The sequence below is a fragment of the Devosia rhizoryzae genome, assembly GCF_016698665.1.
GTDB lineage: Bacteria > Pseudomonadota > Alphaproteobacteria > Rhizobiales > Devosiaceae > Devosia > Devosia rhizoryzae.
The window spans coordinates 3,024,734-3,040,309 of the sequence record NZ_CP068046.1; the positions used below are offsets into that span (position 1 = coordinate 3,024,734).

The window sequence follows — 15,576 nt, forward strand, 5'->3', positions numbered from 1 at the left end:
CGCCCTCTCCCCTTGCGGGAGAGGGTGCCCGAAGGGCGGGTGAGGGGTAGTCTCCACACGCTCAGCGCTCGTGGAGAAATCGCCACCCCTCATCCGTCGGCTACGCCGACACCTTCTCCCGCAAGGGGAGAAGGGAAGAGCGGCTCAATGCTTGTTAGACGTACCGATTAACCAGGTTTTCGAGATATTCCTGGCGACCGGACTTGGGCTGGGGATTGATCCCGTCGGATTCTACGCGGGCTGCGATGTCCGCCAAGCTCAGCTTGCCGCCCAGGATGTCGGCGCCGATGCCGGACTTCCAGCCGGCGTAGCGGTCATCGAGGAGCTTATCGAATTCGCCGTCTTCGATCAGCGCGGCAGCGCCCTTGAGGCCGCGGGCCAGCGTGTCGAGGCCGAGGATGTGGCCATGCAGCAGGTCGGCGGGATCGAGCGACTGGCGGCGCACCTTGGCGTCGAAGTTGAAGCCGCCCTTGCCGAGGCCGCCTTGCTTCAAAATGTAGTAGAAGGCCAGGGCCATTTCGCCCGCATTGTTGGGGAAGTGGTCGGTATCCCAGCCGGACTGGAGGTCATTGCGGTTGGCGTCGACCGAGCCGAGCTGGCCCAGCAACGAGGCGACGGCGAGTTCGTGCTCGAAGCTATGGCCGGCAAGGAAGGCGTGGCCGACTTCGATATTGCACTTTACCTTCTTTTCGAGACCGTACTTCTGCAGGAAGCCGTAGACCGTGGCGACGTCGAAATCGTACTGGTGCTTGGAGGGTTCCTGCGGCTTGGGCTCGATCAGGATCTGGCCGGTGAAGCCGATTTTTTCGGCATGCTCGATCACCAGCGTCAGGAAACGGGCCATCTGGTCCTGTTCCTGGCCGATCTTGGTGTTGAGCAGGGTTTCGTAGCCTTCGCGGCCGCCCCACAGCACGTAGTTTTCGCCGCCCAGTTCATGGGTCAGCTCGAGTACGGTCTTCACCTGGCCGGCGGCATAGGCAAAGACGGCCGGATCGGGATTGGTCGCGGCACCGGCCATGTAGCGGCGGTTGCTGAATAGGTTGGCCGTGCCCCAGAGGAGCTTCTTGCCGGTTTCCTGCATCTTTTGCGCAATGATGTCGCCGATGACGCGGAGGTTCTTGTTGCTCTCTGCCAGCGTTTCGCCTTCGGGCGCCACGTCGACGTCGTGGAAGGCAAAGAAGGGCACGTCGATCAAGTTGAAGAATTCGAAGGCCACTTCGGCCTTAAGCTTGGCGCCTTCAAGACCCTTGTCGAACCAGGGACGATCGAAGGTACGGCCGCCGAACGGGTCGCCGCCTTCCTGCGCCAGCGTGTGCCAATAGGCGATGGCGGGGCGAATATGGTCTTCCATGCGCTTGCCGGCGACCAGTTCGTCCTTGTTGTAGTGGCGGTAGGCCAGCGCATTCTTGCTGGACGTGCCTTCGAACTTGACCTGTTCCAGGCCCTTGAAAAAATCGCTCACGAACGTGCCTCCTCGATGGCGGGGTAGAGTGCGCGGTAGCGCGCATATTGATCGGAATAGGCGGCCGACAGGGATCGGTCGGGCGCAATGGTGGTCTTGATGGGCGGCATGGTCATGACCTCGGCCGGATCGGCGCCGGTTGCGGCACAAAGGCCGAGCCGCGCCGCGCCCAGCGCACCGCCGAAATCGCCGTCCTCGGGAAGGGCGATTTCCATGTCGAGATTGGTGGCCAGCATTTTGAGCCACAGGGCGGATTTCGATCCGCCGCCGACGGCCAGGAGGCGATCGATCCTGGTGCCGGCATCGGCAAGCACGCGCTGGCAATCGCGCATGGCAAAGGTCACGCCTTCCATGACGGCCTGGGCCAGCTGCGCGGTTTCGGTCGATTGGCTGAGGCCGGTAAAGGAGCCGCGCGCGCCGGCATTGTTATGCGGCGTGCGTTCACCCGAAAGGTAGGGCAGGAAGATGGTCTCGCCCGGGCCCTTGAACTGCGCCTCGGCCTCGGCCGAAAGCTCGGCCTGCTTCTTGCCGGTGATGCGGCTCAGCCAATTCAGCGAATCGGTCGCAGAGAGGATGACGCCCATCTGGTGCCAGGTATTGGGGATGGCGTGGCAGAAAGCGTGGACGGCGCCTTCGGTATTGGGGCTGAAGCGGTCGTTGGAGACAAACAGCACGCCGGAGGTGCCCAGCGACACAAAGCCTTCGCCGGGGCGAATGGCGCCGATGCCGCAAGCGGCCGCGGCATTGTCGCCGGCACCGCCTGCAATCACGACCTTGCCCATGCCCCAGCGCGCGGCGAGTTCGGGCTTGAGCTCGGCGGCAATGGCGGAGCCTTCCACGAGGCGCGGCATGTGGGCCCGGGTAAGCCCGGTGACCCCAAGTAGCTCGTCGGACCAGTCGCGCTTCGCCACATCGAGCCAGAGCGTGCCGGCAGCATCCGACATGTCTTCGACGGCCTCGCCGCTCAGCAGCAGGCGCACATAGGCCTTGGGGAGCAGGACACGCTTGAGCTGGCGGTAGATGTCGGGCTCGTGCTTGCGGACCCAGGCGATTTTTGGCGCGGTGAAGCCGGGCATTGCGATGTTGCCAGCGAGGTCGCGCAGGCTGGGGAGTTCCGCTTCCATTTCGAGGCATTCGGCGGCGGAGCGTCCGTCGTTCCACAAAATAGCCGGGCGCAAGACCTGGTCGTTGTCGCCGAGCAGCGTTGCGCCATGCATGTGGCCGGAAAGGCCGATACCCTTGACGGCAGCGAGTTCTGCCGGATGCTTGGCCTTGAGCGCGTCGATGGCGCCGAGCGTGGCGGTCCACCAGTCCTGCGGGTTCTGTTCGGACCAGCCGGGATGCGGGCGAACGGGCTCGACGGCAGGGGCGGAGGCGTCGCCGATGGGCTTGCCTGCCTCGTCGATCAGCAGCGCCTTGACGCCGGACGTGCCGATATCAATGCCGAGAAATGTCATGAGGCACGTACCTCAAGAACCTTCAACACAAACATCGATCATCCTCCCTCGGCCTTTTGGCCGCGCCGCTTTTCGCATGGCTGGCCCATCGCGACGCTCAGGGCGTTCGCAGCTCAGAACAGTCCACCGGACTGTTCTGCCCTAATGGGCCGCTCCTCATTAACGCAGATTGTCGCGCAGGAAAATCCCAATTTCAATGGGGTTTGTTTCGGTGCTGCGGCTGGTGCCGAGGGCCAGGGCGCGGGCGGCGCTGATAGCCTCGCGAATTTCGCCATCGGGGTTTTGATCCAGCACGACATCGATGGCGCCACTGCGGAGGCCGCCGCGCGTTGGGGCGGTCAATTCGTGCGCGATGACGCGAAGATGGCCTGTGCGCCCGGAGCGCTCCAGCGCTTCGACGAGACCGGCATTGCCGGCACCGAGATTGTAGAGGCCGGCAAGATCCGGGTGCTGGTCGAGCAGGCTGGTGACGATGTCGCCGGTTTCGGCGCGCTCGTCGTGTCCTTCGGCCAGGCCGATGATCTCGACACTTTCGAATTCGGCGGCGAGCGCCGATTTGAAGCCTTCGAGCCGCTCGGCATGGTCGCGCAGGTGGAGCGAGCCGGCGACGACCGCGACCTTGCCGCCACCCGGTAGAAAGCGACCGAGAAGGGAGGCTGCGGTGCGGCCGGCTGCGACATTGTCGATGCCGATGAAATTGCGCCGGGCGGAGCCGGGGAGGTCCGAGACCAGGGTCATCACCGCAATGCCGCGGCGATGGGCAGCGTCGACGGCGGCGATGATTTCGGGCTCTTCGCTGGCTACGATCACCGCGCAGTCGCAGGCGCGTGGATCGAGGGCATCGAGGCTTTGGGCGAGGGCCAGGGCATCAAGCGCCCGCATGCGGCGGGTTTCGAGATGCATGCGATCGGCGAGGGCAGGGCCGAAGCGGCGGTCGACGGCAGCGGCGAGGCTGTCCATGAATTCGTTGGAGCCATCGGGGATAAAGAAGATGACGTGGAGATCGCGGGCGCGTGCCATCAGCGACGCATTGAGGTCGCGCGAAAAGCCGAGCTTGCTTATGGCGTCTTCGACCTTTTCCGCCGTTGCGGCGCGCACGCCGGGGCGGCCATTGAGCACCCGGTCGACCGTTGCCAGCGATACGCCGGCGGCTCGCGCAACATCGTGCACGGTGGCCCGGCGCCTTAAGCTTTCTTCGGTCAACCCAGAACCCTCACCATCCTTCGCAAAGACTTGCGGGCGTTGCGCCCCACCGTCAAGTGCGCCGTTGCGAGCGGCGCATGATCGGGCTAGACCTCACGCCGCAATTGGGAGGGAAGAACATGGCTGTTACGGTTTCCGAATTCGGCACGTTCCGGGGCCAGCGGGTCGATCAGTTCCGGCTGGTGAGCGACACCGGGGTCGAGGTCGACATCATCTCCTATGGCGTCGTGGTGCGCGACTGGCGGGTGCCGGTGGCCGGCGGAACGCGCAGCGTGGTCCTCGGCTTCGAAACCTTCGAGCCCTATCCCGAGCATTCGCCGCATTTCGGCTCGATTGCCGGGCGCGTCGCCAATCGCATCAAGGATGCAAGCTTCACGCTCGACGGCGTCAAGCACGAGCTGGTTGCCAATGAGGGATCGCTGACACTGCATGGTGGGCCGGAGGGCTTGGGCCGGCAGGTGTGGAACGGGCAGGTCGATAGCGCCAACAACGCAGTGCGCTTTACCCACCATTCCCCGCATGGCGCCATGGGCTTTCCGGGGAGCGTCAATTTTTCGGCGACCTATACGCTCAAGGGAGACCGCTTGCGGCTCGAGCTCGATGCCACGACCGACCGGCCGACCCCGCTCAGCGTCGTGCAGCACCAGTATTTCAACCTCGGCACGACCGAAACGGTGCTCGATCACACGATCCAGGTGAACTCCTCGGCCTATACCGAAGTCGGCCCGGACCTATGCCCGACCGGCGCAATCCTCCCCTCGCGCGGCACGATCTATGACCTGCGCCAAGGGCGCACCATGCGCGACGCGACGGGGCAGGGCGTGGACTACGATATAGGCATGATGCTCGACAGCGGCCGCAACAAGGCCGAACCGATTGCGACCGTGGTATCGCCCGAGGGCGACCTCACTTTGAAGCTGTGGAGCGACCGTCCGGCAGTCCAGGTCTATAATGGCGTCTGGACCGACGTTGCGGTGCCGGGACTTGGCGGCAAGCGCTATGGCAAGTCGTCCGGCTTCTGCCTCGAGGACCAGATGCTGAGCGATGCGCTGCACAATCCGCATTTCCCCAACATCATCTATTCGCCCGAGCGTCCCTATTCGCATTGGAGCGAGTTCGAGATCGCGTGAGCTGCGCGGAGAGGGAATTTCAAGCGACGCCGGAGTGGAGCATGGACAAGACAGAGCGTCTTTTTTCCATCATGGACGCCCTCCGGCGCCATCGTCGGCCGATCACCGCGGCCGCGCTTGCCGAAGAGCAGAAAGTGTCGGTGCGTACGCTTTACCGCGACATCCAGACGCTGATCGGGCTGGGCGCGCCGATCGATGGCGAAGCGGGCGTCGGCTATATGCTGAAGCCCGGTTTTTTCCTGCCGCCGCTGATGTTCAGCACGGAAGAACTCGAGGCGCTGGTGCTGGGCGCACGCTGGGTCGAGACGCAGCCGGACGATGATCTTGGCGCTGCGGCGCGCAATGCCTTGGCCAAGATCGCCACCGCCTCGCCGGACGATCTGCGTGACCGGATCAGCGACACGGCGCTCTGGCCGATGGCGGTGTGGGGGCGGAGCAAGCGGCCTATTCCGGTTTTGGGCGACATTCGCCGCGCCATGCGTCAGGAGCGGGCGGTGCGGATCGATTACGAGGACGAGCAGGGCCGCTCGACGACCCGGATCATCTGGCCGGTGGGGCTGGCCTTTTATGAGGGCAAGCAGACGATTGCCGCCTTCTGCCTGTTGCGGCAGGCGTTCCGCAGTTTCCGGACCGACCGCATCGGGCAGCTGGTGATCACCGAAGATCGCTATGGCAAGCGCCGTGCGGTGCTGGAGCGGGAATGGCGCGACAGCTGGCGCCATGAGGCGCAGGCGGCCGAGCTTTAGGTTTCACGTGAATCAGGAATTCGGATTCACGTGAAACAGTTATCCACAGGCTAGAGGCCGAGGATTGCGTTTAGGTCGCTAGGATCGATGACGCCCGCGGTGAAGCCGAGCAGGGCGACAAGATGCACTGCAACGATGACGAGGGTGACGCCGACGAAGCTTTCCTTGCGTGTCTTGTGGCGGAAGATTGCTTGGCCGAGCACGCCGCCGATGATGCCGAAGAACAGGTCGACACTGTGCAATCGCTTTTCGGCCGTACGCCAGCTGCCGCTTTCCGCGAAGCGCTTGTCGCTGGCGTAGTTGAGGAAGGAGAGAACACCCATCACTGCGTAGGCGAGGCCAATCGCGAGGGGCAGGCGGTCGTAAGTCAGCGCGGTGGCCAGCAGGGTCATCAGCAAGAAAGCCACAGCGAAGCGCCAATCGAGCCTTTGGGCTTTCGGCGGCAGTCCGCGTTGGTTGACCTCGCGTGTGGCGCGCGGATTGGCGCCGGCAATGCTCACCGAACGTGCCTGCGGTCGTCCATCCTTGCCCCTGGCCGAAACGAAACTGACGCGATCCCCTTTGCGCGGGCGGTTGGCGATGCGACCGATATCGGAGATGTGGACGAAATATCGGGTATTATCTTCTGCGACGATGAAGCCGAAACCGCGTTCATCATTCCATTGCACCAGTTCGCCGCTTAGCTTCATCATGCCCCTCGCCGAGGCGAAAATAGCGGGTGTGCGCTTAAAAAGTGCTGAGCGAAATGGCTAGAAAATAGACTGACGCAGCGGCAGCTTGATGGGCGCTGCAAGGCCACGCTCAAGATCGGCCCAGAAGCCCTGGCGTAGGATTTCGGGAAAGACATGGCCCTGTGGCAAAGCCTCGCGCGCGAACCAGCCTGCTTCGACGATGCTTTCATTTGTCGCGGGATTGTTGCCGGTGTCGATCTCGCCGGACAGGTAGTCGGCAAGAAACCAGAACTGTACGATACGGCCGGTGTTGTCGATGAGTTCATCGATATATGCGAGGGTATGGGCGCGGACGCTGATGCCGGTTTCCTCCCAGGCCTCACGCTCGGCCGCCTGATGCAGCTCTTCGCTGCCCTCGACACCGCCGCCCGGCCCAGACCAGAAATCATGCTTGCCCGGCCGAAAGTGGCGGACGAGAAGAATGTGGCCGTCGCGCAGGGCCAGCACACCGGCGGAGATGCGGTGCTTCATGCCGAGCCGAAGTTGAGGCGATAGCTCAGCGCCTCGGCAATGTGGGGGCGGGCGACTTTTTCGGAGGCCGCGAGATCGGCCAGGGTCCGGGCGACCTTGAGGACGCGATGATAGGCGCGGGCGGAGAGGTTGAAGCGTTCGGCGGCCTGGAGCAGCAGGCTCTGGCTTTCCCGATCGGGCTCGACCATGCGCTCGATCAGGGCGGACGAGGCCGCAGCGTTGGTAAGGATATCGGGGTGACCGGCGGCTTCGTAGCGTTGCCGCTGGCGCTCCCGCGCGGCGGCGACGCGGCTGGCCACGGTGGCGGAGGGCTCGGGCGTAGTGCCAGCCACGATCATGTCGGTGGCGGAGACCGCAGGCACGTCGATGCGGATATCGATGCGATCAAGGAAGGGCCCCGAAATACGCGCCTGGTAGTCTGCGGAACAGGCCGCGCCGCGCTTGCAGGTGTGGCCCGGCGTTCCTGCCATGCCGCATTTGCACGGGTTCATCGCTGCGATCAGCTGGAAGCGGCTGGGATAGGAGACGCGGGCATTGGCGCGCGCAATGACTGTTTCGCCGCTTTCCAGCGGCTGGCGCAGGCTGTCGAGCACGCTGGTGCTGAACACACCAAAGTTCTGCATCGCACCCCTCATAAGCTCTTGAAATCATTGGCTAAAATTTTGACCAATTTTTGCTGACTCAAAGTTGTACCTCTGGAGAAAGCAAAGTTCTGCATCGGGGAACCGCGCAAATGTGGTTAACGCAACCTTACCACGGGCGCTTGGGTCGACCTAGAGGTATTGGGTGGTGCTGCACCTCTTGTCCGTGCGTTTGCGAAACCAGGCCGCCGTCTTTATCGCATCGAATCGGAGGCCGAGCTCCTAAAGGACCGATCGGTTGAGCCGCTATCAGCGGGCGAAACGGCCATTCGCTGTCTTTGCAGGCGAAGTGGCCTCTACGATCTTCTGCTTGTGGTCGCACTTGGGGAAGGCGCTGCAGCTGAGGAATGGACCATATTTGCCGTTCCGGACCTTCATGACGCCCTGATGGCATTTTGGGCAGGGAATGGCGGCTTCGCCATCGATCGCCTCGACGGGAATCTTGTCCATCTTCTGCAGTTCGTTGACGAAGCTCGAAGGCTTGTCGAGGGTCGTGTAGATGCGGATGTCGCGGCTTGCCCTGGTCAATGCCACGTAGAACAGGCGGCGCTCCTCGGCCACCGGAAAGGGATCCGGCGCCGGCATGGCAATCTGGAGGACGGGGTCGTCCTCGAGCTGGCTGGGAAAACCGCGGTTGCCGCCGATCATGTTGACCAAGAAGACGTGCTCGGCCTCAAGCCCCTTCGATCCGTGGACGGTCTTGTAGGAAATGTCCAGGCGGTCGCCGAAGCGCCGCTGCCAGGTGCTCAGCATATAGGGCTCATCGCTGCGGTACCGTCCCAGGATCAGCACCTTGGTCTTCTTGGCGCCAGCGACGGCGGCTTGATGCAGTTGCGCCATCTCGGTGCCGATGTGCTCGGGCATGCCATCGACATCCTTGAAGCCGAATATCCGAATGGGGGTTCCGGTCGCGGTGCTGGTGGTCCTGACCTGTTTCCGAATTTGGGCGGGATTGCGCTGGATGAAGTTGCTCGAGACCGTGGTGATCCTGGGCGGGCACCGGAAGGTAGTACCGAGGGTGAGGCTGGTGGCATTGCCGAACAGCTTCTCGAATTCGGTCATGACGGCGATATCAGAGCCGGCGAATCGGTTGATGCCCTGCCAGTCGTCGCCGACGACGCAGAGATGCGCCCGGCGGCCGGGTCGGTTGGTCAGCGCCTTGAGCATGCGCACGCGGGCCCTGGAGCTGTCCTGGAACTCGTCGGCCAGCACGACGGTGAAGGGACTGGTGTATCGCCCCTGCTCGATGTGCTCGGCCGCCTGGGTCAACATGTCCTCGAAGTCGATGTAGTTGCCCTCGCGGAGCTTTTTGTCCCAGACCTCGGCCATGCGCTCGTAGATGGAGAGGAACAGCTCCAGGCGAGAGGCATCGCCCGGCGAGCTTTCGATATTGGTGTGCAGTTGGGCCATCGTCAGCCCGTTGTTCTTGACGTGCTTCTGAAAGGTCTGGATGAGGCGCACCACGGCCTGACCCGACGTTGCCCGAAACCCGGTCGACTCCCTGTTGGGATCGAACTCCAGCACTTGGCCCCGCTTGACCAGTTCCTGCTCGAGACGCACCAGCGCCAGTTCCACAAGGCGCTCACCTGTTGCGCCACGTCGGCCAGCGCGCATTTCATGCGACATGGTCTCGAAGAGTTCGGTGCCCTTCTCCTTGTGGAGCGCTCGTTTCCAAGTGGCGCTCTGCAGATAAGTGTCGCCGAAGGGAGACCGACCATCTCGGTCGATGGCGAAATGCTCATGGTAGAGGTGGTGGTCGGGATAAAAGAAATCGGGATGGTAGGACGAATGCTGTTCGTCGGCGGTCTCGTGCTCGTATTTCCGTTCGTACTCGAACTTGACGCCCCAGAAGAACAACCAGTCCGCTATGCGACGTTCCTCATCGCTCCTGACGACGGCACCGCTGGCTGTGTTCAGACCCCTCTTGCCGTCCTTATAGCCGTCCGGGTCGGATCCATCGCGACCGCCGCGCATCTCGCGCGCATAAATGGTGCGGAACATGTCCCAGTCGCGAGCGAAACCCTTGTCGCTGGCGATGAGCTCCTTGGCGATATCGGTCATGACCTGGCCCTCTTCGCCCTGGTCGACCCATGGCGCCAAGCGTGGCTTCTGACCGGTTGCAGCACCGATTACGGTCAGTCCGAAGGCGTGGAAGGTCTGGGATGAGATGCCCTCGATGCCAGGGACATCCTTCAGCCGCTCCGCGACGCGCTCTCCCAGCTCCTTGGCCGCGGCGGCATTGAACGCCAGCATCAGGATCTGGTCGGCATCGGCCAGGCCCTCGCCGAGGACATAGCCGGCCTTCGCCACCATGGTGGACGTCTTTCCCGATCCGGCGGCGGCAACCACCATGACGTTGTCGTCCATGCAGATGCAGGCATGGACCTGCTCGGCAGTCAGCGGGTTTTTCTCGACGGTATCGAAGAATGCCTTCTTCTCGATTCGTTTCCTGGCGAGAACGGTTTGGTTGTGCTTGTTGATCTCGGCCAGAACAAGCGCATCGGGCATAGTGCTGCCCAGGGGGCTCAACCAGGAAGATCCTGTCCACGCCGGTGGCGGGAATGTCTCGGCGAGATAGAACGCCGAGCCGCTGGGAACCCATCTGTTTGTATCCAATTGACCGGCGATGTCGCGACGCCATTCCGCAAGTCGATCGCTGAAACCCGGATCGGCAATGGCAGGGCCACGGCTTGGTGCAGGCGCAAACTTCTTGGCATCACCGCCGAATTTGCCGACGACGAATAGGATGATCCCGATGAGGATAAGCCATTCCAAGGAAGTGCATTGCCCCCTGCTCTAAAGCGAATCGAGGACTTCAACCCAGCGATCTGCTGAATTGAAGCTGCCTTGAGACACGCAATTATTATGGTAGTGCGTGGCGTATTTCTCGCGCAGCGCGGCAATGCCAGGAGCGTAGACTTGGCAGAAGCCAGTGAAGAGCACCGTTGACACGTAATCCACCCGATCCTCGTCATACATACCTGACAATGGGCCTACTACTTCGTCTCTGAAGAAAGCAACGCCGGGGTTTGGTTTGCCGACGTAGGACTCTTCCGATCTCATGTCCTGGTACTCGATTGGGTGAAGACCCACATGGTCTAGCAACTCGTCCAGATATTCGGACTTTCCACGCATGCGGTCATACTGTTCGATGAGGAACCAATAGAAGTCCTGCTCCATCGGCAGCCGCTTCGCGATTTCGGGCGCGACCCGCTGGACCAACTGGAGAAGCTCTTCCTCAGTTTCTGGTTTCTTGGAGATCGAAATGCCACCGATGGTCAAGGCAGGGTCATGAACGGCCGGTGCCGCTGGAGGCGATCCGAGTACCTCATCTAGGTCGTCTTGCTTCGCCGCTTTCGTCGAACCGCCCAGAACGATAAGGCGCGCCTCGATCGAGGAGATCGCATCGCTCCATTCCTGAGCATATTGAAGATCGCCCTCTGCAATGCAGACGTCTCGGTATCGCTGAGCGTACTTGAGACGGAGACGGCACATCGCCTTCTCATGAGCCCCATAGATCTTCGCAAGTAGAAGCCCTCGTACTTTGTCGGCATTTCCGATCAGCGCTTCGAAATCGGGGATGATATCTCCATTGAGATAATCCGCCCCGGGTCTGGAGTCGCTGTACTCGTCGAACTTGTCGCTCTCGCCCTGGTACTCGATCGGGGTTATCCCAGTGGCCGCCAGGATACTCTTGTCGAAGTCGCTGCCCTTTGCGAGCAGGTCCGCCTCCTCCATGATATACCGGTAGACGTGGTTCTCCTTGGCGATGACCTTCATGAGATGCTGCGTGATTTGATCGAGCAGAAGGTCGAACTTGCCGTCCTCGGTGAGCAGATCGCTGGCATCGAAACCGCCGATGAGAGGTGGAAGCTCGAGAGCCTTATGACTGCCAGGTGAGATGAACTCCTCGGCCTCCTTGATGATCCCGTTGCATTCCGAGGTCAGGGACATGTGCAGCGCGCCGAAGTCTCTCGTCAGTAGCTGCTCGTGGATCTGATAGAGCATCGACCGGCGCAAGCGGACCATCTGATCCTGCGGGTACGAGCATAGAAAACCGTGCAGAACCACTTCCTGCTGCTGATAAGCATCCAGATCAGGGCACTGCTCCAGCTTGAGATCTATGAATTTCGCCGGATACATCTCGGCGAACTCCGCTACCTCTGGATATAGGGCGAGGTCATCGAACTTAATGATGTTGTCCAGCTCGTTGAAGAAGTGGAATTCGATCATGGGCTCGGCGACGACCCCATAGTCCCATCGAATTTCAGGGATGTTAAAGGAGACGGATAGCAACCTTTGAGCGACGTACTGTGGGCCTTTTTCCTTCAGGTCGGCAATCAGCTTCTCACGCAACCCATTCGTGTAGGACGACGTCATGACGCTGGTTCTGGCGATCTCGAAGTCGAGGATAGGGCCGAACTGCTTGCCCTGCGCGCGGTCCAGCTTCTGAGCCTGCAGTAGATCCTGCAGGGCCTCGTAATGGCGAACGCGCTTCCCCAGCAGGTTGGCTCTGTTCATGTATGGAGATGGGTTGGGACTGGCAGCGATCGACTGAGAATAATAGTTGATAGCCTCGTTCGATCTGAACTCGACAGCAGCCTTCATGCCGAGCTTGAACAGCTTTTCTCCCTGCTCTTTGTTCTCGGCAGATCGTTTTCCCAAACCAAACATCCAGCAGCCCCTAATAGAATTCTGTTTGTTGTCAAGGATCAGAGGGATACATCGAGAATGCAAGCGGCGACGGCGCCTGCACTGCAGATGGATAGAGCTGAGACCATGGCGCGAACGCCATGATCATAAACGCTCGTTATATGCGCGGACTGAACCTGTCAGGCGACCCAGATTTCGGGCCTGTCGGCCGCCGCCCGCTCCACCTTTGCCCTATCATAGATCATCGCCTTGACCGTGCCCTGGTCGAACTCCATGTCGACCCCTGCGTCGAGCAGCCGGTACTTCACCTGCTTGTGGTGGAGGCCATGCGTTTGGCACAGCTCGCCGGCGGTAACGTAGGTCTCCCTGAAGGTCCTGGCGCTCTCGGCGGTCACCACAGGGACCTCGCGCCTAGCGTTGGGGCTGTACTCCATGGTCTGCACCAGCTTCTTCGCATCGATGAGGGGCTGAATGGAACGCTGCCCCAATCCGGGGACCACGGTTTCCACATCGCAGAACCGCAGGTTGATGAACTGGGGCGCATCGGTGCGCACCAGCATCGTGACCTCATCGACATCGAGCAGGATCGCGTTGTATCCGCTCTGGCCGGCACGAAGGCCCTTCCAGCCCAACCGGTTCTCGAAGATCAGCTTCAGCACATCGACGGTGGTGGCGCCGGCCATGTGGCGTGCAGTGCCGATATCGACTTGCCGATCGTTGGGCTCCTCGATCTCGATCGCACCATCGAGCAACCGCATCATCATGGCATCGACATCCTCCTGGGCGAACCGGCTGTGTTCCCATTCGTCGCGAGCAACACCTGTGGCATAGACCAAGGCTCCTGCCTCCACGAGGGCCTCGACTTGACGACGCTCGACGCCGAGCTGCTCCATGGTCTGGGGGATAGTAAGCGCTCCCTTGAGCTTGCTGGCCAAGGTTTCGGCCTGTTCGGCGGGCAGCAGAACACGGTGGTTCCGCAAACCGTCCTTGAGGTCCTTCTTGGCAAGGCCCTTCTTCCGCAGGACCCTTCGGAGGGTGGTCGGATTGACGCCCGATGCCAGCGCCAATGTACGCACGGTGGAGATTATGGCTCGATCCAGGGTCACGCCGAGGACGTCGGTGCCGATCTCCCAAGGCATTGCGGTCATGACGTAGTCCCGCACGATGGCGCGCAGGGGTTCGTAAGCTGGATCGTCCATGGTCGACTGCAGCAACCCGTAGCCGACGCCATAGGTATCGCGCGGTCCGATAATGCCACGCGTGCGCCGCTCGGCGCTGGTCATGCGGCGCAGGAAGCGCACGATGGCGTCCTTGCCTTCCGCGGCGATGCCGAAGCCCTCATCGGCGGCCACCGCCCACTGCTGCTGGGTGATCCTGGAGGTTTGCACCTTGCTCGGATGCAGGGCCGACACACCCAAGGCTTCGCACCACTGGGCCGCGACGTAGAGCGGAAGGGTGTCGAGGAAGTTGCTGCTGTCCTTGACCCCATCGGTGCGGGCGACGAGCCATTGCTCGAAGCGGGACGGACTGGCCGGCAAGGTTTCGGCTGCGATGGTCTCCATGCTGGGCAGCAGTCCCTGCATGGTTTCGGAGAAATCGAAGGGTTGGAAACGCCGGCGGACAGGTTGAGCGTCGACCAGATAGACGTTGTGATGGTGGCATGCCCTGTAATGCAGGATTGTCCATTCGAGCCGCAGCCATGGGCGCCCGTGCTTAGGGCCATCGAATTGCTTCAGGTCCTCGAGAACGCAGTGCGGACAATACCGGAAGAAGGTGCGATTGATTCCCAGCGGGCCGAGCACTTCGCCGGCGACATGGTATTCGCGCTTGCCATCGACGGGCTTGGGGGTGAGGGCCAGCAGGCGCTCGGCATCGACATCGCCAAGGTCGGCCACCATGCGCACCGCAGCTTCAACGCCGTTGTCCACCGCATGGGGCTGGATGCCCATGTGTTGGAACATCTCACCCATCAGACGCCCATTCATGGCGGCAAGGCGTGAGGCGAAACCCGGACCGGTCTCCCTGGGTTCATGGGCATGCCGGAAGCGAAGGGGGTTGAGAATGAAGCGCTCGTTCACGTGTGGTCACCGGCGCTGATCGAGAAGTAACCTGCGTTGATGCCCAGGAAATCATCGGCGTGGAAAGGATTCAGGTCGTCGAGCCCCCTGGTGTTGGAGTGGTCACGATACGCTTTCGCGAAGTGCTCCCGCAGCAATTCCTTGTCACCGGCGAGTAGGGCATGATGGATCCCGGAGATGACGACTTCGCAGATGCGACCGAACTGGTAATTGGCTGCATGGGCAATTCGCTTTGGCATGTCCGTCGCGATCAGGGCAGCGCACTTCATGTCGGCAGCCTCGCAATGCTTCTTGATGATCTCGACGATCAGGTCGATGTCCGCTTCAGGATGAAGAGCTGCCAGAGCCAGACTGAAGTTCCTGCGTTCGGCTTGCTCGTCCTGCACCTTGAGCTCGTTGATCTTGGGCATGCCTGACAGGATGAAGCTGACCGGCCAGGGCTTGTGGTTCATGAGGCCCTTCAGGGCAGAAGCGACCTTATCCGTCGCAGCCCCCTTCGACATGAGGTGCTGGGTCTCGTCGATATGGACCAGGAGGACTTTTGCTTTTTCCAGCTGGCCCGGCAGAAGCTCCCAAACAGTGTTCTCGCGCATAGTTGGCTTTACGTCGTAACCACTCACCGACATGATCTGTCGACCCAGAACACCCAATGTTGCTGGCCCCTGCAGAGAGACCTGCACCCAAGGACGCACCATGCTGACCCCTACCGCCGCGGGCTGCATCACCGGGTGCGCGGCGAGAAGATTTTCAACGATGTCCGTCTTGCCGGCGCCGCTCTGGCCAGTGATGAAGAACGCGTTCCCCTTGCCACGTCGACCATGGCGCTGGTCTGCCATGACATAGCCCAGGAAGCGGTCGAAGCTATTGCGGAGGATCGTGTCCCTCGGGCTTTCGACATAGACCGCATTGACGCAATCGAGCACGTTGCCGGCGGCCTGATGCTTTTCGGGCATGCGGCTGCGCATGAGCGCCAGAAAGTCGTCTTGGGCATCATACTGGTCAAG

12 protein-coding genes and 1 pseudogene are annotated in these 15,576 nt (G+C 61.7%); 3 read left to right on the plus strand and 10 right to left on the minus strand.

The window, feature by feature from the left end; all coding sequences use genetic code 11:
- Nucleotides 1–154: 154 nt before the first annotated feature.
- From xylA to JI748_RS14800, 3 genes are all read right to left on the minus strand, one after another.
- A complete protein-coding gene (gene xylA, locus JI748_RS14790) occupies nucleotides 155–1,462 on the minus strand; it encodes a xylose isomerase (protein ID WP_201632328.1) in 1,308 nt (435 codons plus the stop codon).
- Nucleotides 1,459–2,919 carry a xylulokinase gene (gene xylB, locus JI748_RS14795; protein ID WP_201632331.1) on the minus strand — a complete coding sequence of 487 codons (1,461 nt, stop codon included), beginning with the start codon at nucleotides 2,917–2,919 and terminating at the stop codon, nucleotides 1,459–1,461. Before xylB ends, xylA begins: the two co-directional genes overlap by 4 nt.
- 159 nt (nucleotides 2,920–3,078) lie before the next feature.
- Nucleotides 3,079–4,122: a LacI family DNA-binding transcriptional regulator gene (locus JI748_RS14800; RefSeq protein ID WP_201632334.1), complete on the minus strand. Its 1,044-nt coding sequence runs from the start codon at nucleotides 4,120–4,122 to the stop codon at nucleotides 3,079–3,081.
- A gap of 119 nt (nucleotides 4,123–4,241) precedes the next feature.
- On the opposite strand from JI748_RS14800, the gene JI748_RS14805 reads away from it, so the two are divergent.
- Nucleotides 4,242–5,252: an aldose epimerase family protein gene (locus tag JI748_RS14805; RefSeq protein WP_201632337.1), complete on the plus strand. Its 1,011-nt coding sequence runs from the start codon at nucleotides 4,242–4,244 to the stop codon at nucleotides 5,250–5,252.
- Between the two features lie 41 nt (nucleotides 5,253–5,293).
- Complete coding sequence (locus JI748_RS14810) at nucleotides 5,294–5,998, plus strand: helix-turn-helix transcriptional regulator (RefSeq protein WP_201632340.1); 705 nt, start codon at nucleotides 5,294–5,296, stop codon at nucleotides 5,996–5,998.
- A 50-nt stretch (nucleotides 5,999–6,048) separates the two neighbouring features.
- Here the strand turns inward: JI748_RS14810 and JI748_RS14815 are convergent, their stop codons facing one another.
- From JI748_RS14815 to JI748_RS14830, 4 genes and pseudogenes are all read right to left on the minus strand, one after another.
- Nucleotides 6,049–6,690, minus strand: coding sequence for a DUF1294 domain-containing protein (locus JI748_RS14815; RefSeq protein ID WP_201632343.1), 642 nt, complete (start codon nucleotides 6,688–6,690; stop codon nucleotides 6,049–6,051).
- A gap of 57 nt (nucleotides 6,691–6,747) precedes the next feature.
- Nucleotides 6,748–7,200 carry an NUDIX domain-containing protein gene (locus JI748_RS14820; RefSeq protein ID WP_201632346.1) on the minus strand — a complete coding sequence of 151 codons (453 nt, stop codon included), beginning with the start codon at nucleotides 7,198–7,200 and terminating at the stop codon, nucleotides 6,748–6,750.
- Nucleotides 7,197–7,823 (minus strand): annotated as a pseudogene (locus JI748_RS14825) (ATP-binding protein); the annotation flags it as partial. The gene JI748_RS14820 and the pseudogene JI748_RS14825, both read right to left, overlap by 4 nt.
- Before the next feature lie 267 nt (nucleotides 7,824–8,090).
- Nucleotides 8,091–10,349, minus strand: a complete 2,259-nt coding sequence (locus JI748_RS14830; protein ID WP_201632351.1) for a UvrD-helicase domain-containing protein — start codon at nucleotides 10,347–10,349, stop codon at nucleotides 8,091–8,093.
- A 108-nt stretch (nucleotides 10,350–10,457) separates the two neighbouring features.
- On the opposite strand from JI748_RS14830, the gene JI748_RS17520 reads away from it, so the two are divergent.
- Nucleotides 10,458–10,586 (plus strand): hypothetical protein, encoded by a 129-nt coding sequence (locus JI748_RS17520; RefSeq protein ID WP_267911596.1) that lies wholly within the window; start codon nucleotides 10,458–10,460, stop codon nucleotides 10,584–10,586.
- A gap of 51 nt (nucleotides 10,587–10,637) precedes the next feature.
- Here JI748_RS17520 and JI748_RS14835 read toward each other — a convergent pair whose 3' ends face one another.
- The 3 genes from JI748_RS14835 to JI748_RS14845 form a co-directional block, all read right to left on the minus strand.
- Nucleotides 10,638–12,515 carry a hypothetical protein gene (locus tag JI748_RS14835; protein ID WP_201632354.1) on the minus strand — a complete coding sequence of 626 codons (1,878 nt, stop codon included), beginning with the start codon at nucleotides 12,513–12,515 and terminating at the stop codon, nucleotides 10,638–10,640.
- A gap of 158 nt (nucleotides 12,516–12,673) precedes the next feature.
- Nucleotides 12,674–14,572 carry a TniQ family protein gene (locus JI748_RS14840; protein WP_201632357.1) on the minus strand — a complete coding sequence of 633 codons (1,899 nt, stop codon included), beginning with the start codon at nucleotides 14,570–14,572 and terminating at the stop codon, nucleotides 12,674–12,676.
- A complete protein-coding gene (locus JI748_RS14845; protein ID WP_201632360.1) occupies nucleotides 14,569–15,525 on the minus strand; it encodes an ATP-binding protein in 957 nt (318 codons plus the stop codon). Before JI748_RS14845 ends, JI748_RS14840 begins: the two co-directional genes overlap by 4 nt.
- Nucleotides 15,526–15,576: the final 51 nt, after the last annotated feature.

What these genes read in the sequence shown, in the direction of transcription:
- JI748_RS14830 (WP_201632351.1), bottom strand. Translation starts at nt 10,349, where the DNA reads ATGCCCGATGCGCTTGTTCTGGCCGAGATCAACAAGCACAACCAAACC.
- JI748_RS14845 (WP_201632360.1), bottom strand. Translation starts at nt 15,525, where the DNA reads ATGCCCGAAAAGCATCAGGCCGCCGGCAACGTGCTCGATTGCGTCAAT.
- JI748_RS14810 (WP_201632340.1), top strand. Translation starts at nt 5,294, where the DNA reads ATGGACAAGACAGAGCGTCTTTTTTCCATCATGGACGCCCTCCGGCGC.
- JI748_RS14835 (WP_201632354.1), bottom strand. Translation starts at nt 12,515, where the DNA reads ATGTTTGGTTTGGGAAAACGATCTGCCGAGAACAAAGAGCAGGGAGAA.
- JI748_RS14820 (WP_201632346.1), bottom strand. Translation starts at nt 7,200, where the DNA reads ATGAAGCACCGCATCTCCGCCGGTGTGCTGGCCCTGCGCGACGGCCAC.
- JI748_RS14815 (WP_201632343.1), bottom strand. Translation starts at nt 6,690, where the DNA reads ATGATGAAGCTAAGCGGCGAACTGGTGCAATGGAATGATGAACGCGGT.
- xylB (WP_201632331.1), bottom strand. Translation starts at nt 2,919, where the DNA reads ATGACATTTCTCGGCATTGATATCGGCACGTCCGGCGTCAAGGCGCTG.
- JI748_RS14805 (WP_201632337.1), top strand. Translation starts at nt 4,242, where the DNA reads ATGGCTGTTACGGTTTCCGAATTCGGCACGTTCCGGGGCCAGCGGGTC.